The organism is Pseudomonas sp. FBF18, from assembly GCF_024261405.1.
In the GTDB taxonomy this organism is placed as follows: Bacteria; Pseudomonadota; Gammaproteobacteria; order Pseudomonadales; family Pseudomonadaceae; genus Aquipseudomonas; species Aquipseudomonas palmensis.
Map to the genome: position 1 here is coordinate 1 of NZ_QKRS01000004.1, position 21,008 is coordinate 21,008.

Below are 21,008 nucleotides of genomic sequence, written 5' to 3' on the forward strand. Positions count from 1 at the left end.
CAGGTGCGCTGGCTGCGACGCCAGGCACTGCTGGCGCTACTGCTGCTGGCCGTGGCCCTGGGGTGCTGGCGCTGGGGCGCGAGCCTGCCGGCGGCCTTCACCCTGCTGGCCGCCTTGCTGCTGGGCGCCGCGCTGATGCTGCCGCTGCTGCTCGATGGCGCCCTGGCGCTGTTGCAGCGGCTGTGCCACCGGCCGCTGGCGCAGTGGTTCGTGGCCGACAGCCGCCAGCAACTGCCGGCCCTGGCACTGGCGCTGATGGCGTTGCTGCTGGCGCTGGCCGCCAGCGTCGGGGTGGGCAGCATGACGTCCGGGTTCCGCCAGACCTTTCTGGGCTGGCTCGATCAACGGCTGTCGGCCGAGCTGTACGTGACCCCGCATGACACCGCCCAGGGCCTGGCCATCGCGGCCTGGCTACCCACCCAGCCAGGGGTGCGCGCCGTGCTCGCGCAGTGGCGCACCGAAGTGCGCGTAGGCGGCGCCCCGGTGCAGGTGCAGGGGGTGATCGACCACCCGGCCTACGCGCAGCACTGGCCGCTGCTCGAACAGCGCAGCGAGGCGTGGCGCCAGTTGGCCAGCGGCGCCGGGGCGATGCTCAGCGAACAGTTGGCACGGCGCCTGGCGCTGGACCTGGGCGATCGCCTGAGCTTGCCCGGCGCTGCGCCCCTTGACGTGGTGGCCGTATACGCCGACTACGGCAACCCGCGCGGGCAGGTGCTGGTGAACGCCGACTGGCTGCGGCGCACCTGGCCCGAGGCCACGCTCAACACCCTCAACCTGCGCGTGGCGGGCGAGCAGGTGGCGACGCTCAAGGCCGCGCTGCAGCAACGCTATGCGCTGGACGGCACCCGGCTCGTGGACCAGCGCACCCTCAGGCGCTGGTCGGTGGAGGTGTTCGAGCGCACCTTCGCCGCCACCGCCGCACTCAACAGCCTGACCCTGGGCGTGGCCGGCGTGGCCCTGTTGATCAGCCTTTTGACCCTGGGCCAGAGCCGGCTCGGCCAGTTGGCGCCGCTATGGGCACTGGGCGTCAGGCGCCAGCACCTGGCCTGGCTGTCGCTGGGGCAGACGCTGCTGCTGGCCAGCCTGACCGTGCTGCTGGCAATTCCCCTGGGCCTGCTGCTGGCCTGGTGCCTGGTGGCGGTGGTCAACGTGCAGGCGTTCGGCTGGCGCCTGCCGTTGCAGGTGTTCCCTGGCCAGCTGCTGCAACTGGCGCTGCTGGGCCTGTTCACCGCCCTGCTCGCCGCCGCCGGCCCCCTGTGGCAACTGGCCCGCCGCCAGCCCGCCGAACTGCTGAGGCACTATGCCGATGGAACCTAGACAGTGGGGCGTCCTGCTGCTGTGCCTGCTGCTGGGCGCCTGCGACCCCTCGCCACCGCCACCCGCCGGTTTTGCCGGCCTGGGCCAGGACGCTGCAGCCTTTGCCCCGGTGGTGCGCGGCCAACCGTTGCAGTTCCCGCGTGACCACGGCGCCCATGCGGGGTATCGCATCGAATGGTGGTACGTGACCGCCAACCTGCGCGATGCACAGGGCCGCGACTGGGGTGCGCAATGGACGCTGTTCCGTTCGGCGCTGCGCCCCGGCGCCGAACAGCCGGGCTGGGCCAGCCCCGCCGTATGGCTGGGGCACGCGGCGTTGAGCGGGCCGTTTGGCCATCAGTTCAGTGAAACGCTGGCGCGTGGCGGTGTCGGCCAGGCGGACGTGCAGGCGCAACCGTTCAAGGCCTGGATCGACGACTGGTCGCTGCAGGCGGTGGGCGGCCAAGGCATCGAGCAGTTGCAGATGCGCGCAGGCGGCAACGGCTTCAGCTACGACCTGCAACTGAGCAGCCAGCAGCCCCTGGTGCTGCAGGGCGATCAGGGCTACAGCGAGAAGTCCGGCCAGGGCCAGGCGTCGTATTACTACAGCCAGCCGTTCTATGCCGTGCGCGGTGAAGTACAGCACGAGGGCCGGCGCGTCGAGGTGACCGGCAACGCCTGGCTCGACCGCGAATGGAGCAGCCAGCCGCTGGCCCCCGACCAGCACGGTTGGGACTGGTTTTCGCTGCACCTGGACAACGGCACGCGGCTGATGCTGTTCCAGGTCCGTCAGGCCGATGCACAACCGTACCGGGCAGGCACCTGGATTGCCGCCGACGGCAGCAGCACCGCGCTCAACGGTGCGCAGATCGTGCTTGAGCCGCTGGCCCGCACCCAACTGGTCGACGGCCCGCAGGTGCCCACGCGCTGGCGGGTGCAGGTGCCCGACCGGCAGCTGGACATCGAGGTCGACGCCCTGGTGCCGCAGGCCTGGATGGGCACCCGCTTTCCCTACTGGGAAGGCCCGGTGAAGGTACAGGGCAGCACGGCCGGGCGTGGCTACCTGGAAATGACCGGCTATTCGCGCTGAGCGCCACCGACGCAGCGGCTATTCTTGCCTGAACGCCCCCTTGCCTGGAGTTGCACCATGCCTGGCCTGTCTACTTCCGCCCCCCGTGGCTGGACGCAGTGGTGCAAACCGCTGGCGTTCCTGCTGGTGGCCGCCATCGGCCTGTACTACGTGAAATGGTCGCCCTACTACGCCAAGTCGTTTGTTGCCGCCGACAGCCACAGCATCGGCGCCTCGATCCTGGACGATCACCAGTACGCACCGCTGACGGCAGCGCTGGCGTATGCCCAGGTGTACTTCCTGGCCATCTGGAAGGCGGCGCTGCTGGCGGTGATCCTCGGCTCGCTGGTTCAGGTGCTGATACCGCGGGACTGGCTGCTGCGCCTGTTCGGCAAGGCCGGGCTGGGCTCGACCCTGCGTGGCGGCCTGTTCGCCCTGCCGGGCATGATGTGCAGTTGCTGCGCGGCACCGGTGGCTGCCGGGCTGCGTCGGCAGAATGTGTCGGTAGGCGCGGCGCTGGCGTTCTGGATCGCCAACCCGGTGCTCAACCCGGCCACGCTGGTGTTCATGGGCTTCGTGCTGGGCTGGGAGTTCAGTGCCCTGCGCCTGGTGGCGGGTGTGGTGCTGGTGGTGGGGGTGTCGCTGTTCGCCCAGCGCATCTCGCGCCCGGACGTACTGCCCGAACCCGCGGTGGACGCGGCCAATGTGGCCAGTACCCCGGTGCCCGGCAGCCTGCTGGCACGCTGGATGAAAACCCTGTGGCAGCTGTTCTGGACCACCATCCCGATCTATGTGCTGGCCGTGCTGGTACTGGGCGCGGCGCGGGTGTGGCTGTTTCCGCATGTCGAGGGCGGCATGGGTTCAGGGCTGGTGTGGCTGGTACCGCTGGCGGTGGTCGGCACGCTGTTCGTGATCCCGACGGCGGCGGAAATCCCGATCGTGCAGACGCTGATGGCCCTGGGGCTGGGCACCGCGCCGGCGGTGGCATTGCTGATGACCTTGCCCAGCGTGAGCCTGCCGTCACTGCTGATGCTGCGCACCTCCTTCGATACGCGGGTACTGGTGTGGGTTGCGCTGCTGACGATGCTGGTGGGGGTGCTCAGCGGGCTGGTTGCGCTGCTGGTGCTCTAGGGCCGGCGTGTACCGCCCCCACAGCACCGGCACAGGTGCCTACAGCCGCCTTTCGCGCAGGTAGGCCAGCACCGCGGCCCGATCGCCGGCGAACTCGATGCGAGCCGCCTTGGCATCGCGCTGGTAGGCGTACATCGGGTCGTAGTACTCGCTCAGCAGGCCCTCGATCCACGCACGGTGCAGCTCCACCGCGCCGCTCGCACGCTGCACCTGCAACGCCGCGTCCATCGCCGCCGCCAGGCGCTGGTAACGCTCGCCACCCAGGCGCCGGACAATGCCCGACAGGCTCTCGCGCAGCCGCCCGGCAAAGTGCTCGAAGCCCTGCTCCGGCCCGTGGGCCAGCACGAACTCGGCGCACAGGTCGATCACATAGTCCTGCAGGATTCGTTGCACGCGGCATTCCAGGCTGTCTTCGAGCCACACCAGCGGCGCCTGCTGCATGCGCCGGTACAGGCCCAGCGGCACCGCGCGGCTGCCGATCATGCGCCCCTCGTCCTCGAGCACGAACTGCTCGATGCCGGCGTTGCGCTTTTTCAGCAGGTCCACCGCCAGGGTGTTTTCAAAACCGATCTGCGCCGGCTGCGCAGTGGCATGCCGGCCGAAGCTGGAGCCACGGTGGTTGGCGTGCCGCTCCAGGTCCAGCGCATTGTCCAGCTGCGCCAGCGCCTCGGTCTTGCCGGTGCCGGTCATGCCGCCCAGCAGCACGAAATCGCACTGCGCCACGGCCTGGTCGCCAACCTCCAGCAGAAACGTGCGCAAGGCCTTGTAGCCCCCGCCTACGCGCCGGTAGCGGATACCGGCCTCATCGCGCAGCCACTGCTGGGTGATCTGCGAACGCAGGCCACCGCGAAAGCAGTACAGCAGGCCATCGGGGTTGGCCCGGGCGAACTGCGCCCAGGCCTGGATACGGGCCTGGCGCAGCGCCCCGGACACCAGCTGGTGCCCGAGCACCATTGCCGCCTGCTGGCCATGCTGCTTGTAGCAGGTGCCCACCTGCTGGCGCTCGTCGTCGTTCATCAACGGCAGATTGCTGGCGTGGGTGAACGCGCCCTTGTCGAACTCGACCGGTGCGCGCACATCCATCAGGGGCACATCGTCGAGAAAGATCGAACGGTAGTCGGTGCAGTCGTCGTGCATCAACACACCTCGACCGCATGGGTGCCGCGCGCCACCAGCGTGCCGATCGGCGTCAGCGCCAGGCCCTGTGCCTGCGTCAGCTCGAGAAACGCCGCCTGCCCTTCGGGCGCCACCGCCACCAGCAGCCCGCCACTGGTCTGCGGGTCGCACAACAGCAGCTTGTGCGCCTCGCTCAACGGGCCGATGCGCTCGCCATAGCTGTCGAAGTTGCGCAGCGTGCCACCGGGTACGCAACCCTGCTCGATGTAGTGCTCGACACTGGCCAGGCGCGGTACCTGCGCCGCTTCCAGGCGCGCGGTCACGCCGCTGCCATCGGCCATTTCCACCAGGTGCCCGAGCAGGCCGAAGCCGGTGACGTCGGTCATGGCCTTGACCCCCTCCAGGCGCGCGATCTGGCTGCCGATACGGTTGAGGGTGCACATCTGGTCACGCGCCAGGCCCACGTCTTCGGCGCGCAGCAGGCCCTTCTTCTCCGCCGTGGTGAGCACGCCGATGCCCAGCGGCTTGGTCAGGTACAGCTGGCAGCCGACGGTGGCGGTGTCGTTGCGCTTGATGTGGCGCTTGTCGACGATGCCGGTGACCGCCAGGCCGAAGATCGGCTCGGGGGCGTCGATGGAATGCCCGCCGGCCAGGGGAATGCCGGCCGCATCGCACACCGCGCGCCCGCCGCGGATCACCTCGCGGGCGATCTCCGGGGCCAGCACGTTGACTGGCCAGCCCAGGATGGCGATGGCCATCAGCGGGTCGCCGCCCATGGCGTAGATGTCGCTGATGGCGTTGGTGGCCGCAATGCGGCCGAAATCGAAGGGGTCGTCGACGATGGGCATGAAGAAGTCGGTGGTCGAGACCACGCCGCGCTCGTCATCGATGGCATACACCGCCGCGTCGTCGCGCGAGGCGTTGCCCACCCACAGGCGCGGGTCGAGGTTCTGCGCGCCGCTGCCGGCGAGGATCACCTCGAGCACCTTGGGTGAAATCTTGCAGCCACAGCCGGCGCCGTGGCTGTACTGGGTAAGGCGTACTGGTTCGTTCATCGGTTGTCCCCCGGGTTCAAGCCCCTGAGTCTAAGGCAGGGGACCCGGGGGCGCTACGTGATGGTGGCTACTTCTAGACCTTGAACTGGGTCACCAGCAGGTTGAGGTCGACCGCAAGGCCTGCCAGCGCCTGGCTGGCGGCATTGCTCTGGCGTGCACCGGCCGCGGTCTGGATCGACAGGTCACGGATGTTGACCAGGTTGCGGTCCACCTCGCGGGCCACCTGGGCCTGCTCCTCACTGGCGCTGGCGATCACCAGGTTGCGCTCGTTGATGCCGGTGATGGCCTGGGTGATCTCGTCCAGGGCGTGACCGCACAGCTGCGCCACTTCCAGGGTGGCGTGGGCGCGCTGGTTGCTGTTGCGCATTGCCGTGACCGCCGTGCCGGTGCCCTGCTCGATGGTCCCGATCATGGTCTCGATCTCCTGGGTGGACTGCTGGGTGCGGTGCGCCAGCGCCCGAACCTCGTCGGCCACCACGGCGAAGCCCCGCCCGGCATCCCCGGCCCGGGCCGCCTCGATGGCGGCGTTGAGGGCCAGCAGGTTGGTCTGTTCGGCAATCGCGCGGATCACTTCCAGCACCTGGCCGATGTTGCGTACATCGCCCGCCAGGTGCTCGACCTGCTCGCAGGTGTGGGTCACGTCGTCGGTAAGCTGGCCGATGGAGTCGACGGTGCGCTGCACCTGCTCGCGGCCGTGGTGGGCGGTCTCGTCGGTCTGGCGCGAAGCCTCGGAGGTGCTCACGGCGTTGCGGGCCACCTCCTCCACGGCCGCCGTCATCTCGTTCACCGCCGTGGCCGCCTGCTCCACTTCGTCGTTCTGCTGCTGCAGCGCGCGATTGGAGTCGTCGGTGGCAGCCTGCAGCTCTTCGGCGGCCGAGGCCAGCTGGCTGGAGGAACTGGCGATTTTCTGCAGCGTGCCGCGCAGGCTGCCCTGCATGTCGCGCAGCGCCAGCAGCAGACGCGCCGGCTCATCCTTGCCGCTGATGCTGATCTCGTCGCACAGGTCGCCACCGGCGATGGTCTGGGCAATGCCCACGGCTTCGCCCAGCGGGCGCACGATGCTGCGCGTGAGCAGCACTGCCAGCGCCACGGTCAAAGCCAGCACCACGGCCAGAATCGCCAGCACCAGGCTGATGGCGCCATGGAATACCTCGGTGCTGCGTCGGGCCGCCTGCTCCCCGCCCTTGTCGTTGAGCGCAATGATTTCGAGCAGGTCGGTGAGCATGCCGTCGGCATTGGTCAGGTACGGGCCGGCGTCCACCAGCGCGATGGCGTCGTCCTTGCGCCCCTGCTGCAGTAATTGGACGACCTTGTGCTGATCGGCAAGGTAGCGCGTCTTGGCCTGCTGGTAGCGGGCGAACGCGGCCTGTTCCTGCGCCAGGGTGATCAGCCCGGCATAGGTCGCCTCCTGGGTGTCCAGCTGCGCTTCGAGCTGGTGCAGACGCGTGATCAGGTCCTGCAGGTCGTCGCCGTCGCGCAGTACCAGCAGGCGCAGGGTCAGGGTGCGGATCTGGGTGCTGGTCAGCGCTACGCCATTGGCCGCGACAATCGAGGGCAGCCAGTTCTGGTCGACCTGGTTGGACTGTTCGTTCATTCGACGCATTTCCAGCAGCGACAGGCCGCCAAGGGCCATCGCCAGCAGGGCAATCAGCGCGAAGCTGAGGCCGGCGCGCAGGGAAATGTTGAGGGAGCGCAGAAGCATGGGGGTGTTCCTTGTGGCTGCAAAAGTACAACCCGCGCCGGGACAGGCGGCGCGGTCAGGTTCTGCAGGCAAGGCGGTGAAGCGGGAGGGCAGTGTTCTTTATGAGTGCTTGCTCCACTGCCGGCGGGATCACTCGGCGGCAGTGAAGCCATGATATCACATTGACATTAATTGTAACGTTGTCGGTGGTCAGGACTTGAAGCGGCCCACCAGTGCGTTCAATTCGGCCGACAGCGTGGACAGCCGTCCGGAGTCCTCCTGCGCCGAGCTGGCCAGGCTTTCGACCAGGCGCGCTTCGTCGTAGATCTGCTGGATATGCCGGTTGATCTCCTCGGCCACGCTGTGCTGCTCCTCGGCGGCGGCCGAGATCTGCAGGTTCTGGTCGCGGATCTCGTTGACCGACAGCTGGATGCCCTCGAAGCTGTCGCGCGCGCTTTCGATGGAGGTGACACTGGCCCGGGACAGGTCCTGGCAGCTTTGCATCTTCTGCGATACCTCCTGGGTCTTGCTGGCGAGGGTACCGAGCAACTGGTCGATTTCGCCGGTGGAGTCGGCGGTGCGCTTGGCCAGCGCGCGCACCTCGTCCGCCACCACGGCAAAGCCGCGGCCCTGGTCGCCGGCGCGGGCGGCCTCGATGGCGGCATTGAGCGCCAGCAGGTTGGTCTGCTCGGCGATGGCGCGAATGGTGCCCAGGATCTGGTTGATGCTGCGGCTGCCCTCCTCCAGCTCGACCATGGCCTGGGACGACTCGCTCAGGCGGTTGCCCAGGCGGTTGACGTTCTCGGTGGTCAGCTCGATCTGCTGCTTGCCTTCGGCCACCCGGCGATGCCCGCTTTCGGCGGAATCGGCGGCGTTGCTGCACGAGCGGGCCACCTCGTTGGCGGTGGCGACCATTTCGTTGAATGCGGTGGAAACCAGCTCCACCGCTTCACGCTGGCGCCCGGCCGCCTGGTTCATGTTGGTGGCCACCTCGCTGTTGACCTGCGAGGCGTCGTGCAGGTTGGTGGAGGCTGCGCCGATGCGCTGGATCAACTGGCGGATGGCCGCCAGAAACCGGTTGAACCAGCCGGCCAGCTCGGCGGTTTCGTCCCTGCCCTGCACAACCAGGTCGCGGCGCAGGTCGCCCTCGCCCTCGGCGATCGACTGCAGGCCCGTGCTGACCTGGCCGATGGGCTTGACGATCACCCGGGCGAACGCGGCGCCGATCAGCGCGAAGAAGATCGCCAGCACCACCACGATGATCCCGGCCAGGTAGGTCATGCGCGTGGCGGCGCCCATCACTTCGCGCTGCTCGATCAGGCCCACGAAGCGCCAGCCCAGGCCTGGGGAGGTCCATACGTTGGCCATGTAGCGAACCCCGTCGATCTCGACGTCGGCAGCCCCCTGTTCGGTGGCCGCGAGCCTGGCGTAGGGCTCGCCCAGGTCCTTGAGCGGCTTGAAGCTGTGCCCGTCGTCGTGCGGGTCGACCAGCACCACACCGTCCTCGATCAGCATCACGTAGCCGCTTTGACCCAGCTTGATGCTCTTGACCAGTTCGGTGAGGTTCTTCAGCGAGACGCTGACCACGAACACGCCGCGGGGCTTGCCGGCGCCGTCGAGCATGGCCCGGGCGGTGCCCACCAGGGCCACGTCGTCCTTGTCGTAGTAGTAGGCGGGGGTGCGCACGGTCTTGCCGGGGCTGGCCATCGCGGCCTTGTACCAGGGGCGCTGGCGCGGGTCGTAGTTGGCCAGTTGCGGGTCATCCGGCCACTTGGCGTAGGTGCCGTCTTCCAGGCCGATGGACAGGATGGCCGCCGCCGGGTGGGTGGCGCCAAAGCGTGCAAAGGCATCGATCACCCCCTGGGCCGGCGCTGGCAGGGGCTGGCTGGCGGCGTCGGCAGCGCGGTAGTCCTTGAGCGTCTGCACAGCGCTGTATACAGGATCGGCCGACATCTGATCGACGTTCTGCTGCATCCCGTCGAAGAACTGGCGCATGTTGCCGTCGATCTGGCGTATTTCCCGGGTGCTGCCATCGATGAACTGCTCAACCGCCTGGGTGCGGATATTCATCACGCTGACCACCGCGACCACCGTCACCGGGATGAAAGCCACCAGTACAAACGCAAGGACCAGCTTGTTTTTTATATTCATCGCGCGCTTCGCCCTCCCCGGGCATGAGGCGCCAGTCACCCGTGCAGCGTGAGTTCTGGCAATTTGCTATCACCGCTGTTTCGGCTGGGGAGGTGAAAATCTTTAATACAGTTTCGTGTACAAAAAAAAGCAGGATTGTTTCTAGTTGGTCGGCCGCATGGGGCGCGGCGCCGGCATGCCAGGCGTGGCGCCCTGCAGCACCAGGCGGGTGATGGTGGCGGCCGCCAGCGCGTAGTCGTCGCCCTGGGGCGCATGCACGCCCGTGAGCTGGGCCATGCGCCAGCCGAAATTGGTGTAGGTGCGGGTGGCCGACCAGATGAACAGCATCAGGTGTTGCGGGTCGACCGGGGCGATCAGGCCGCGTTTGATCCAGCTGTTCAGGCAGTGCACGTTGAGCTGCGCCTCGGCGCGCAGCAGGTCGCGGCACACCCCGGGCAGTTGCTTGGCCCCGTGCAGCAGCTCGCTGCTGAACACGTTGGAGGTGTACGGGTGGTCACGCACGATGCGGATGCGCGCCTGGATGTAGGCCGGCAGCGCCACCTGCGGGTCATCGCTGGCGCGCAGCACGGCGGAGGCCGCGAGCAAGGGTTCCAGAAAGGCCATCAGCACCCGGGTGTAGAGGTTTTCCTTGGTCTGGAAGTAGTAGTACAGGTTGGCCTTGGGCACGCCGGCGCGGGCCGCGATGTCGCGGGTCTGGGCGGCGTTGTAGCCCTTGCTGGCGAATTCCTCGCTGGCGGCCTCGAGAATCAGCTGCTGGTTGCGTTGACGAATGCTGGACATGGCGATGGCACTTCGGGGAAAGACCCTCGCAATATACAAAAATACATAGCGATGAGGCTATGCATGCCAGGTTGCGGGCGCGCCTTCGCCGGCAAGGCCGGCGGCTGGAGTGGGTGGGGCGCCTCAGGCCTCGGCCAGCAGGTAGGTGCGCAGGTCCCTGGAGACCTCTTCGGCCAGCAGCCCGACGATCACCTCGACACCGGCCTGGCGCAACAGGCGAACCCCGGCCCCGGCATTGCGCGGGTCCGGGTCGAGCATGCCGACGAACACCCGCTCCACCCCCTTGTCGATCAACGCCAGGGCACACGACGGGGTGCGCCCCTGGAACGAACAGGGCTCCAGGGTCACATACGCTGTCACACCCCGGCCCCCTTCCGGCAATTTCGCCAACGCCATGGCCTCGGCATGGGGCTGCCCCGGCGGTTGGGTGTGGCCCTGGCTGATCACCTGGTGATCGCGGACCATCACGCAGCCCACCGGCGGGTTGGGCCGGCACGCCGGCAAGGCACGGCGCCCCTCGATCAGGGCCAGTTGCATGAAATCGCTGTTGGAAGGGAGTATCGGCATAAGGTCCTTGCCCAGTGGGTTCCAGAATGAGCGAAGGCGACAGGGTACTCCTGCTGCACGGCGAGGGCACGATTTCTCCCGCATCGTGCGCTCATGCCGGTTGCCCGTTGTCGCTGCCGGCGGGCTTCGCTATAGTCACGCCCTGGCGTTCTCCGCGCCTGCCGTCCGCGCAAAGGGCCACGCCCCGGTACAGAACAACCTCATTCGTCGATACGACTCCCGGCCTGCAAGCGGACAAGGCCCGACCCAGGAGATCGTATGCTCGCCGCCCTGCCCCCGCACATCTGCCATGACGGCAGAATCAACCTCGAACACCAGCGCAAACGCGCCAAGACCCTGCTCAGGCACCTGCTGGCCGGCACTGCGCCGGCGCACTTCAAGCCCCTGCCCCACAGCCGCGCCCCACGCCTGGCCGATGCGCAGTGGCTGATCGCGCAGGAGCTGGGCTTTGCCAGCTGGCCAAGGCTCAAGGCGCATGTCGACGCCATCGACTTTGCCGCACGCAACCCCGGCTTCGAAGCCGACGACGAAGCCCGCAGCGTGCATTGGCGGTGCGGCAACGACATCGCCCATACCCTGCGCCTGGCCGGTTTCAAGGGGGCCTTCCATACCTTCATCGACCCGCTGTGCATGGGCCCGGTACCGGCACTGCCGGCGCAACCGTTGCTCGCCCTGCGCAACGACTACATCAGCCGCGTGTTCGGCATGCCAGAAGCCGACGTGGCGCGGCGCAGTGCCGAGGAGTACGCCGCCCTGGCGCAGCTCGACGGGTGCCCGCACGCCGTGCTGTGGTGCGAGGCGGATGCCTATGACCAGCTGTTCCTGATCCGCGTGCTGGCGGGCATCGAGCAGTTGCCCGAGTGCCTGGAACTGATCGAGATCAGCCAGGTGCCGGGGGTGCAGCGTTTCATCGGCATCGGCCAGCTCGCGCCGGACCTGCTGGCCTGGCTGTGGCCCCAGCGTCGACGCCTGGACGAGGCAGCGCTGGCGCTGGCCCGACGTGCCTGGGCGGCGTACTGCGCGCCCTCGCCACTGGCCTGGGCGCAGCTGGCCCATGCGCCAAGCCCGGCACTGCCCTTGCTGGCGCCGGCATTGCTGCGCCAGTTGCAGGAACTGCCGGGGCTGGCCGACGGCCTGTCGCTGACCGAGCGCCTGGCCCTGGGCATCGTCGCCGAGGCCGGCAGCCTGGCGTTCGGCCGGGTGTTCGCAGAGCTCATGGGCAGGCGCGAGCCACTGCCGTACCTGGGCGACCAGATGTTCCATGCGCTGATGCGCCCGCTGATCGATGCGCCCACGCCGTTGCTGTTCGAAGCGGACGTTCACCTGCCCTGGCCGCAACGCAGCCTGACCCTCACGGCCCTGGGCCAGCGGGTACTGGCAGGTGACGCCTACTGGCTGGACCAGGCGGCCCCCGAACGCTGGGTAGGCGGTGTACGCCTGCAGGCCGGGCTGGCGCACTGGGCACTGGATGCCCATGGCCAGCCGGTGTGGCGCCACCAACCGTCCTGATGCCTGCCGAACGACCGCCGACCTAGCCAAAGGTCGGCACCCCAAAACGTAACAATATGTACAAAGCACGCGGTTGATTGTTTATGCTGGCCTGCTCATGCCATGGCGCATAGCCACATCGACCTGTTAATCGACCATGAAAATCTTTCTCGTTCTACTGTTTGTCTTCTCCATCGCCTACGTGCACCTGCGCGGGCGCGTGCGGCACAAGTTCACCCGCCAGCTGGGCGATCACTCCAGCTTCCTGGCCCCGATCAACGTGTTTCTCTACCTGTTCTCCCGGCTGCCGGCCAAGCCCTACCTGCCGGTGGAGGCCTTCCCCGAGCTCAAGCCGCTGCAGGACAACTGGCAGGAAATTCGTGCCGAAGCCCAGCAACTGCTGCACGTGGGCGAAATCAAGAGTTCGCAGAGCCATGACGACGTCGGCTTCAACTCGTTCTTCAAGAGCGGCTGGAAGCGCTTCTACCTGAAGTGGTACGGCGAAAGCCACCCGTCGGCCATGAAGCTGTGCCCACGCACCACCGAACTGCTGCAGGGCATCGGCACGGTCAAGGCGGCGATGTTCGCCACCCTGCCGCCGGGCTCCAAACTTGTGCGCCATCGTGACCCGTATGCCGGCTCCTACCGCTACCACCTGGGGCTGGACACGCCCAACGACGAGGCCTGCTATATCTGCGTCGACGGCGAGAACTACCACTGGCGCGACGGCGAGGCGGTGATGTTCGACGAAACCTACATCCACTACGCGGCCAACCACACCGAGCACAACCGCATCATCCTGTTCTGTGATGTGGAGCGACCGCTGAAGTACCGCTGGGCGACGGCGTTCAACCGCTGGTTCAGCCGCAAGGTGATGGCCGCCGCTGCGGCGCCGAACGATGCGGGCGACAAGACCGGCGGGATCAACCGGCTGTTCACGCGCATCTACAAGATCCGCGAGCGCGGCAAGGCGCTGAAGAAGCGCAACCGGCTGCGCTACTACCTGGAGAAGTGGGCGGTGGTGGCGCTGTTGCTGCTGGTGTTCATCTATATCTGAGGTGGCCCTTTCGCCGGCAAGGCCGGCTCCTGCAGGCGGCGCGTGAGCCTGTGGGGGCCGGCCTTGCGGCAAAACGGCCCCTACCAAAGTACGCCCCCACCCCGACCATCGACCAACGGCGCCCCAGTGCCGAAAAAACTAGCTTCACTGTTCATTTTGTCGCAACACAAAAAGGTGAAGACGATGAGCATGATGGACTGGGATGGCTACCGCAAACAGCTGATGGCCGGTATCGGCGACCTCAAGCAACTCTCGCCCGGCACGGTCGACGGCTACATGACCGCCAGCGGCGCCGGGGCCAAGACCAACCACCTGGACGCAAAGACCCGCGAGCTGATCTCCCTGGCCGTGGCGGTGACCACCCGCTGCGACGGCTGCATTGCCGTGCACTCGGCGCAGGCGGTCAAGCAAGGCGCCACCCGTGAGGAAATCGCCGAGGCCCTGGGCGTGGCCGTGGCGATGAACGCCGGTGCCGCCCTGGTGTACTCGGCGCGCGCACTGGATGCGGTGGGCAAGGCCGGGCAGTAACCCGGCCCGGGGCCTGCGCTCAGGGCTGCGCAGGCCGCTCCATCAGCACCACCTCGATCGGGTCGCCGCCCACCCCGTGGGAGAAGAAGTCGCGCCCCTTGGCGACAAACCCGTGACGCTGATAGAAGCCCTCGGCATTGAGCGTGGACTCGACCTTGATCACCTCCACGCCCGGCGCCCGGGCCTTGGCCAGGCCCGCCTCCAGCAGGCGGCTGCCCAGTTGCTGGCCGGCCGCCTGCTGCAGCACGAACAGGCGCGTGACTTCGCCAGGTTCAGCGTCGACAAAACCGACCACCGTCTCACCCTGACATGCCACCACCATCGAGCCCTTGGCAATGGAACGCTCGTAATCCTCATGGGTTCGCTGGCCCATCCAGCCGCGCAACTGCTCGTGCGAATAGCGCCCACCCGCCAATTGCGTGATCGACTGGTGCGTCACCGCAAATACCGCTGCCCCATCGCCGGCCCGGGCCGCGCGCAAGGTGATCGACTCCATGGGTTCCCTTCCCCTGTGAATGCATGAGCCGCCACTCTAGCCGGCCTGCACGGTGGCCTCAACCACCCGGGTTGGTGAACTGGATGTACAGGCAGAAGCTGCCCAGCAGCAGCCAGAAGCCGATGAACAGCCAGGGCGTGCGCATGGAGAACAGCAGCGACTTGCAAAAGCCCTTGTGGCTCGATTCCAGCTCGTTGAACAGCGGCGATTCGTCGTAGGCCAGGCCCATGGCCGGCTTGCTGTGCAGCAGGTTGCTCTGCTTGAAGTGCCAGTGATCGATGATCAGGTAGGCGGCCCGTATGCCCGGCCAGGCGTTGAGCGAACTGACGATGCCAAGCAGCGCCATCAGGCACGGCACCACCAGGGTGAACAGCTTGCCCCATTCGGGGTTGAGGTTGGCCATCGACGAGGCAAAGGCGATCACCAGGAACGACTGCGCCGTGAGGTAGGCGTTGGTCCGGTTGGACAGCAGGCTGGTTTCGTACTGGATCTCGCGCCGGTAGAAGTCCAGGCGCTCCTTGGGCGAGCCGAACAGCAACGGGTCGTCTTCGTCGCTCGATTGCACGGGCAAGGGCTGGGTGATGATTTTCGACATGTCTGGGTATCCGCAACCAGTGGTCGAATTTGGAGCCCACCCCGGCGCCAGCGTTCAGTTGATTGCGCCGGTCGGGGCGCAATCCCTTAGAATGGCGCCCCACCCGCCCCCTTCGCCCGCCAAGGATTCCCATGCTGCAGATCCGCCCGATGACCGCCGCCGATTTCGACCGCTTCTGGCCCACCTTCCAGGCCGTGATCGCGGCGCGGGAGACCTACGCCTACGACCCGAACCTGAGCCTGGAGCAGGCCCGGCACCTGTGGCTTGAGGTGCCGCTGCACACGCTGGTGGTCGAGGACGAGGGCCAGTTGCTGGGCGCGTACTACCTCAAGGCCAATGCCGCAGGCCCCGGCAGCCATGTGAGCAACTGCGGCTACATGGTCGCCGAGGCCGCCCGCGGGCGCGGCGTGGCGCGGCTGATGTGCGAGCACTCCCAGCGCCTGGCACGCAACGAGGGCTTCCTGGCCATGCAGTTCAACTCGGTGGTGGCCAGCAACGAGGTGGCCGTGGCGCTGTGGCACGCGCTGGGCTTCGAGACCGTCGGGCGCCTGCCCAGGGCCTACCAGCATGCCCGCCTGGGCCTGGTCGACTGCCTGGTGATGTACAAGTGGCTGGGTGAAATGACTGCGCCCGAACAGCCAAGGCTGATCGGGCGCAAGAACATCGAGGCGGTGGTGTCGCGCAAGCGCGGGCGCTAGCCCTTAGAACGCAAGGCCGACCTTGATGCCGAACTCGTCACGCTTGAGCTTGATGTTGTCGGCCACTTCCGAGTCTTCGTCCAGCTTGTACTCGGTGCGGGTGTAGTACAGGCCGGCCATCACCGGCATCGAGCCCTTCTGGTTCATCAGCAGGCTGACTTCGGCATAGGGGTTGGTACGGTCCTTGAGGTCGACGGTGTCGTTGCCCACGTCTTCGACATGCAGCTTGGCCTTGCTGTCCAGCGAACGGCGTGCACCGGCTTCCAGGCGCAGGGTCATGTCGTCGAACTGGTGGTTGTAGCCCAGCGCGGCCTTGGCGAAGGGGGTGCGACCGGTCAGCTTCATGTCGTAGCCGTTGGATTCCAGCTCGTAGCGCGACCAGTTGTAGCCGCCGCCCACGATCAGGTCGACCGAGTTGCGCGCATCGATCGCGGCGCGCCAGCCCAGGTCCACGTCGGCCTGGCCTTCCTTGAGCTTGGTGTCGTTGTGGTCGCCGTACTTGAGATCGACACCGGCCTGGTAGATGAAGCCGGATTCAGCGGTGAGCTTGTTGCCGAAGTTGAAGAACAGGCCGCCTTCACCCATGCGGTCGGTATCGGACTCGCTGCCGCCTTCGAGCTTGAACTTGTTGTAGGCGCCGAGAACACCAAAGGTTGCAATCGGGTCGGTGGGGGCTGCGGCCAGCGCACTCAGGGGGGCGGCCAGTACCGCCAGGGCCGAGGTCTTGAGCAGCAGGTTGCCGAATCGCTTGGACATCACTTTCAGTCTCCATTTATGTGAAAGGCACTCGGGGTCGAATGCGACCTTTCGAACCCCGGGCGTTTCAAAAAGTTCAGACGAAGGCTCTGGGGTGCGGGTTGTGTCACAGAAACCGTGTCGCCTTGTTCGCCGGCAATGCCGGCTCCTACCGGGTTCTCAGGCGTTCACAAAACCCTGTGGGAGCTGGCATTGCCAGCGAAGGCAACGCCGCAGATATACAGCCGATTGAATGTTTGCAGCAGCGCGCAGTCCGATTCTTCAAGCCCCAGCCATCAGGAGTACCGCATGACTGCACGCAAACTGTTCACCACCCTTGCCCTGCTCGGCAGTGTCGCGCTGGTCCAGCTCCCGGCCCAGGCCGCCGAGCCCAGCGTGGTCGCCCCCGAGTCCCCGACCCGCGAGCTGAAGGTGCACGACAAGGCCCCCGACCTCTACAAGCGCGACGACATGGCCCTGCGCGGCTGGAAGGAAAAGGGCCTGAGCCAGCCCGACGAAGACAGCCAGTGGGTCAAGATCCAGGACAACTACGTGCTGATCGAAATCACCAACGGCACCATCAAGAAGATCGTGCCCGCCAAGGGCTAACCCAGCACCGGCAGGCTGTAGCGCTCGGCGAAGTACTGGCGCAGGAACTCGACCGCCACGCGTACTTTCGCCGAGCTGGCCAGGGGCGAGGTGTATACCGCCCAGATGTCCGCCGCCTGGTGATAGTCCTCCAGCACCGGCACCAGCCGGCCATCGGCCAGGCTGTCGTGCACATCCCAATACGAACGCAGCAGTATCCCCCGACCGTCCAGGCACCATTGGTGCGCCACCTCGCCGTGGTTGGTCGACAGCCCGCCGGTCACCCGCACGCTCTGCTCGCCCTGCGGCCCCTGTAGTTGCCAGACGCCGAACGGGTGGTCACGCTCCTTGATCACCAAACAGTCATGGCTGCTCAACTCGGCCAGCTGGCGCGGCGTGCCGCGCCGTTGCAGGTAGCCCGGTGCGGCGCACAGCACGCGCCGGTTGTGGGCCAGCGGCTTGGCGATCAGGTGCGGGGCAATCACGTTGCCCACGCGGATATCCAGGTCCACCCCCTCCTCGATCAGGTCCACCAGGCGGTCGTGCACGTCCAGGCGGATATCCAGCTGCGGGTAGCGCTCGGCCAGCTCCGACAGCGCCGGCGCCACGAAGCGCCGGCCCAGGCCCAGGCTGCTGGCGATACGCAACTGGCCCACCGGCACGCGGTGCTGGGTGCTGATGTCGTCGCCCATGCGCTGCACCGTCTCGAAGATCTGCAAGGCCCACTGGTAGACCCGCTCGCCCTCCTCGCTCAGCGACACCCGCCGCGTGGTGCGGTGCAGCAGGCGCACGCCCATCTGCTGCTCGAGCAGGCGCACACGCTTGCTGATGAACGCGGCCGACATGCCCAGTTGCTCGGCCACCGCGGCAAAGCTGGCGCGCTTGGCCACCTGGACAAAAATGTTGAGGTCTTCGAGGTTGGGCAGACTATTCACGATATGTGCACAAAGAATTCATGTTGGGCGAGATTATCTCTGACCCGATGACTTATAGCATGCGCTCACCTGTTCCCAAACAACAACGAGTGAGCCGCCATGACCAAGACCTTCAAGATTGCCGCCATTCCCGGCGACGGTATCGGAAACGAAGTGCTGCCCGAGGGCATCCGCGTGGTCGAAGCCGCCGCGCGCAAGCACGGCCTGGACATCCAGTTCGAATTCTTCGAGTGGGCCAGCTGCGACTATTACCTGGCCCACGGCAAGATGATGCCCGATGACTGGTTCGAGCAGCTCAAGGGCTTCGATGCGCTGTACTTCGGTGCGGTCGGCTGGCCCGACAAGGTGCCGGACCACATCTCGCTGTGGGGCTCGCTGCTCAAGTTCCGCCGCGACTTCGACCAGTACGTGAACATCCGTCCGGTGCGCCTGTTCCCCGGCGTACCCTGCCCGCTGGCCGGTCGCGAGCCGGGCGACATCGACTTCGTGGTGATCCGCGAGAATACCGAGGGCGAATACTCCTCGCTGGGCGGTCGCATGTTCGAAGGCACCGAAAACGAGTTCGTGCTGCAGGAGTCGGTGTTCACCCGCCGCGGCGTCGACCGCATTCTCAAGTATGCCTTCGACGTGGCGCAGACCCGCGAGCGCAAGCACGTGACCTCGGCCACCAAGTCCAACGGCATGGCCGTGAGCATGCCGTACTGGGACGAGCGCACCGCCGCGATGGCCGCCAACTACCCCGAGATCAGCTGGGACAAGCAGCACATCGACATCCTCTGCGCACGCTTCGTGCTGCAGCCGGACCGCTTCGACGTGGTGGTGGCTTCCAACCTGTTCGGCGACATCCTCTCCGACCTGGGCCCGGCCTGCGCCGGCACCATCGGCATCGCACCGTCGGCCAACCTCAACCCCGAGCGCAGGTTCCCGTCGCTGTTCGAACCGGTCCACGGCTCGGCGCCGGATATCTTCGGCCAGAACATCGCCAACCCGATCGCGATGATCTGGTCCGGGGCGCTGATGCTGGAGTTCCTCGGCAATGACGGCGCCGACCCGCGCTACCGCGCCGCCCACGACGACATCCTTGGCGCCATCGAGCGCGTGATCGCCGCCGGCGACACCACCCGCGACATGGGCGGGCAGAAGTCCACCCAACAGGTCGGCCAGGCCATCACCGCGCTGATCGAAGGGTGAAACAACGGGCCGGTTGTCTGAATTGCCAGACAATCCGGCCCGTCACCTCTTGCGAGCCCACAAGATTCTAGGCAGAATCTGTTAACCAAAAGATAGATGTTAACTTATAGTTAACAGAAGGAGGACGCTTTACCGCACTACCCCCCGGATTGCCTGCCGGGTACAGATAAGAACGCCAACGTCCAGGAGACGATGATGTCGCACAAGAATAAAAAACAGATAGATGTGTTCCTGATTACCGTGAGCCTGATTGCCGTGCTGCTCACCGTGATCGGCCTCGCCGTGTTTCCCTCCCAGGCCGAACAGGCCGCCAACCAGTTGTTCGAGATTGCCACCCGTACCTTCGGCACCAGTGTCCAGGTGCTGGTATTCGGCAGTTCGCTGGCCGTGCTGTATCTGGCGTTCAGCAAGTACGGCAACATCCGCTTCGGCAGCGGCAAGCCCGAGTACTCCACCCCCACCTGGGTGTTCATGTTCATCTGTGCCGGCATGGGGTCCTCGACCCTGTACTGGGGCGTGATGGAATGGGCCTACTACTACCAGACCCCTGGTCTGAACATTGCCGCACAATCGAGCCAGGCGCTGGAATACAGCGTCAGCTACTCGTTCTTCCACTGGGGCATCAGCGCCTGGTCGATCTATGCCCTGGCCTCGCTGGCCATGGCCTATCACTTCCACGTGCGCAAGAAGAGCGGCCTGAACCTGGCCTCGATCGTCGAGGCGGTGACCGGCTTCAAGGCCACCGGCCCGATCGGTCGCACCGTGGACCTGATCTTCCTGCTGACCATGATGGGCGCGCTGACCGTGTCGCTGGCGCTCACCGCCTCGACCCTGACCCGCGGCCTGCATGACCTGGCCGGTACCCCCGACACCTTCACCGTGCAACTGATGGTGATCGGTGCAGTGGCCATCCTGTTCTCGCTCAGTTCCTACATCGGCATCGATGGCGGCCTGCAGCGCCTGAGCAAGATGGTGTGCATCGGCGCGCTGGTGTTCGCCGGCGTGGTGCTGCTGGTGGGCCCGACCCAGTTCACCATCAACAACACCGCCAACTCCATCGGCCTGATGGTGCAGAACTATGTGCGCATGAGCCTGTTCACCGACCCGGCCGGCGACGGCGCGTTCACCCGCAACTGGACGGTGTTCTACTGGCTGTGGTGGGTGTCCTATGCCCCGGGCGTGGCCATGTTCGTGACCCGTGTGTCCCGTGGGCGCCAGCTCAAGGAAGTGGTGTTCGCCCTGCTCGCCGGTGGCAGCGTGGGCTGCTGGTTCTTCTTTGGCGCGCTGGAAAGCTACAGCATGCACCAGTTCATCAACGGCGCCATCGACGTACCGAAGATCCTCAGCGAGCAAGGCGGCGAATCGGCGGTCAGTGCCCTGCTGACAGCACTGCCGATGGGCAAGGTGTTCCTGGGCGTGTACCTGTTCATCATGGCGGTGTTCTGCGCCTCGCACATGGACGCTGCCGCCTATGCCGTGGCGGCCACCAGTACCCGCAACCTGCGCGAAGGCGACGACCCCACCCCCACCCACCGTCTGTTCTGGTGCGTGGTGCTGACCCTGGTACCGCTGGCCATGCTGTTCGCCAAGGCGTCGCTGTCGACCATGAAGACCGCCGTGGTGCTGACCGCGATCCCGTTCATGGTGATCCTGCTGATCAAGATCTACGGCTTCTTCAAGTGGATGCTGCAGGACTACGGCCACGTGCCGGCCCACCGCATCGAGGAAGAGGCCGCGCGCCTGGCCGGCGAGCAGCCCGAACAGCCTGAACCCGTTGAACAACCCGCAGCGGCCCCGGTAACCGCGACGGCCCGCTGAGTCGCTGACCCCGACCCACCTGCACGGATGCAG

At 66.5% G+C, this 21,008-nt stretch carries 20 protein-coding genes; 10 read left to right on the forward strand and 10 right to left on the reverse strand.

The annotated features are described in order from the left end of the window. The 3 genes from DN387_RS08040 to DN387_RS08050 all read left to right on the forward strand — a co-directional run. A partial coding sequence (locus tag DN387_RS08040; protein WP_254506045.1) for an ABC transporter permease occupies positions 1 to 1,317 on the forward strand: 1,317 nt, incomplete at its 5' end. After that, positions 1,307 to 2,386 carry a lipocalin-like domain-containing protein gene (locus tag DN387_RS08045; RefSeq protein ID WP_054914410.1) on the forward strand — a complete coding sequence of 360 codons (1,080 nt, stop codon included), beginning with the start codon at positions 1,307 to 1,309 and terminating at the stop codon, positions 2,384 to 2,386. The genes DN387_RS08040 and DN387_RS08045, both read left to right, overlap by 11 nt. A 57-nt stretch (positions 2,387 to 2,443) precedes the next feature. Continuing rightward, a complete protein-coding gene (locus DN387_RS08050) occupies positions 2,444 to 3,496 on the forward strand; it encodes a permease (protein WP_054914409.1) in 1,053 nt (350 codons plus the stop codon). A gap of 39 nt (positions 3,497 to 3,535) precedes the next feature. On the opposite strand, the gene mnmH is transcribed toward DN387_RS08050, so the two are convergent. The 6 genes from mnmH to DN387_RS08080 form a co-directional block, all read right to left on the reverse strand. Then, positions 3,536 to 4,633 (reverse strand): tRNA 2-selenouridine(34) synthase MnmH, encoded by a 1,098-nt coding sequence (mnmH, locus tag DN387_RS08055; RefSeq protein WP_054914408.1) that lies wholly within the window; start codon positions 4,631 to 4,633, stop codon positions 3,536 to 3,538. Next, entirely contained in the window at positions 4,633 to 5,667 is a 1,035-nt protein-coding gene (selD, locus tag DN387_RS08060) for a selenide, water dikinase SelD (protein WP_043860242.1), read from the reverse strand. Before selD ends, mnmH begins: the two co-directional genes overlap by 1 nt. A gap of 73 nt (positions 5,668 to 5,740) precedes the next feature. Continuing rightward, positions 5,741 to 7,369 (reverse strand): methyl-accepting chemotaxis protein, encoded by a 1,629-nt coding sequence (locus DN387_RS08065; RefSeq protein ID WP_054914407.1) that lies wholly within the window; start codon positions 7,367 to 7,369, stop codon positions 5,741 to 5,743. A gap of 189 nt (positions 7,370 to 7,558) precedes the next feature. Continuing rightward, on the reverse strand, positions 7,559 to 9,499 hold the full coding sequence (locus DN387_RS08070) for a methyl-accepting chemotaxis protein (RefSeq protein ID WP_054914406.1): 1,941 nt from the start codon (positions 9,497 to 9,499) through the stop codon (positions 7,559 to 7,561). A gap of 141 nt (positions 9,500 to 9,640) precedes the next feature. Beyond that, a complete protein-coding gene (locus DN387_RS08075; protein WP_043860245.1) occupies positions 9,641 to 10,279 on the reverse strand; it encodes a TetR/AcrR family transcriptional regulator in 639 nt (212 codons plus the stop codon). A gap of 123 nt (positions 10,280 to 10,402) precedes the next feature. Further along, on the reverse strand, positions 10,403 to 10,846 hold the full coding sequence (locus DN387_RS08080) for a bifunctional diaminohydroxyphosphoribosylaminopyrimidine deaminase/5-amino-6-(5-phosphoribosylamino)uracil reductase RibD (protein ID WP_043860246.1): 444 nt from the start codon (positions 10,844 to 10,846) through the stop codon (positions 10,403 to 10,405). A 258-nt stretch (positions 10,847 to 11,104) separates the two neighbouring features. On the opposite strand from DN387_RS08080, the gene DN387_RS08085 reads away from it, so the two are divergent. The 3 genes from DN387_RS08085 to DN387_RS08095 all read left to right on the forward strand — a co-directional run bounded on the left by DN387_RS08085 (position 11,105) and on the right by DN387_RS08095 (position 13,919). Continuing rightward, positions 11,105 to 12,355, forward strand: coding sequence for a DUF1835 domain-containing protein (locus tag DN387_RS08085; RefSeq protein ID WP_054914405.1), 1,251 nt, complete (start codon positions 11,105 to 11,107; stop codon positions 12,353 to 12,355). 136 nt (positions 12,356 to 12,491) lie between these two features. Then, positions 12,492 to 13,391 carry a lipid A hydroxylase LpxO gene (gene lpxO, locus DN387_RS08090; RefSeq protein ID WP_054914404.1) on the forward strand — a complete coding sequence of 300 codons (900 nt, stop codon included), beginning with the start codon at positions 12,492 to 12,494 and terminating at the stop codon, positions 13,389 to 13,391. Between the two features lie 183 nt (positions 13,392 to 13,574). Beyond that, positions 13,575 to 13,919, forward strand: coding sequence for a carboxymuconolactone decarboxylase family protein (locus DN387_RS08095; RefSeq protein ID WP_043860249.1), 345 nt, complete (start codon positions 13,575 to 13,577; stop codon positions 13,917 to 13,919). Between the two features lie 19 nt (positions 13,920 to 13,938). Here DN387_RS08095 and DN387_RS08100 read toward each other — a convergent pair whose 3' ends face one another. Both DN387_RS08100 and DN387_RS08105 read right to left on the reverse strand, forming a co-directional pair. Further along, a complete protein-coding gene (locus DN387_RS08100) occupies positions 13,939 to 14,415 on the reverse strand; it encodes a GNAT family N-acetyltransferase (RefSeq protein WP_054914403.1) in 477 nt (158 codons plus the stop codon). Between the two features lie 58 nt (positions 14,416 to 14,473). Then, a complete protein-coding gene (locus DN387_RS08105) occupies positions 14,474 to 15,010 on the reverse strand; it encodes a hypothetical protein (protein WP_043860251.1) in 537 nt (178 codons plus the stop codon). A gap of 131 nt (positions 15,011 to 15,141) precedes the next feature. Here DN387_RS08105 and DN387_RS08110 point away from each other — a divergent pair, with 131 nt between their 5' ends. After that, positions 15,142 to 15,708 (forward strand): GNAT family N-acetyltransferase, encoded by a 567-nt coding sequence (locus DN387_RS08110; RefSeq protein ID WP_043863946.1) that lies wholly within the window; start codon positions 15,142 to 15,144, stop codon positions 15,706 to 15,708. Between the two features lie 3 nt (positions 15,709 to 15,711). Here the strand turns inward: DN387_RS08110 and DN387_RS08115 are convergent, their stop codons facing one another. Then, on the reverse strand, positions 15,712 to 16,464 hold the full coding sequence (locus DN387_RS08115) for an outer membrane beta-barrel protein (protein WP_043863947.1): 753 nt from the start codon (positions 16,462 to 16,464) through the stop codon (positions 15,712 to 15,714). 288 nt (positions 16,465 to 16,752) lie between these two features. On the opposite strand from DN387_RS08115, the gene DN387_RS08120 reads away from it, so the two are divergent. Further along, a complete protein-coding gene (locus DN387_RS08120) occupies positions 16,753 to 17,052 on the forward strand; it encodes an RcnB family protein (RefSeq protein ID WP_043863948.1) in 300 nt (99 codons plus the stop codon). Here DN387_RS08120 and DN387_RS08125 read toward each other — a convergent pair. Then, positions 17,049 to 17,966, reverse strand: coding sequence for a LysR substrate-binding domain-containing protein (locus DN387_RS08125; RefSeq protein WP_054914402.1), 918 nt, complete (start codon positions 17,964 to 17,966; stop codon positions 17,049 to 17,051). The genes DN387_RS08120 and DN387_RS08125 overlap by 4 nt on opposite strands. Positions 17,967 to 18,065: 99 nt before the next feature. Between DN387_RS08125 and DN387_RS08130 the strand changes: the two genes are divergently transcribed. Continuing rightward, entirely contained in the window at positions 18,066 to 19,157 is a 1,092-nt protein-coding gene (locus DN387_RS08130) for a tartrate dehydrogenase (RefSeq protein WP_043863950.1), read from the forward strand. Positions 19,158 to 19,352: 195 nt separating this feature from the next. Beyond that, positions 19,353 to 20,975 (forward strand): BCCT family transporter, encoded by a 1,623-nt coding sequence (locus tag DN387_RS08135; RefSeq protein ID WP_043863951.1) that lies wholly within the window; start codon positions 19,353 to 19,355, stop codon positions 20,973 to 20,975. The last annotated feature ends 33 nt before the right edge of the window (positions 20,976 to 21,008 follow it).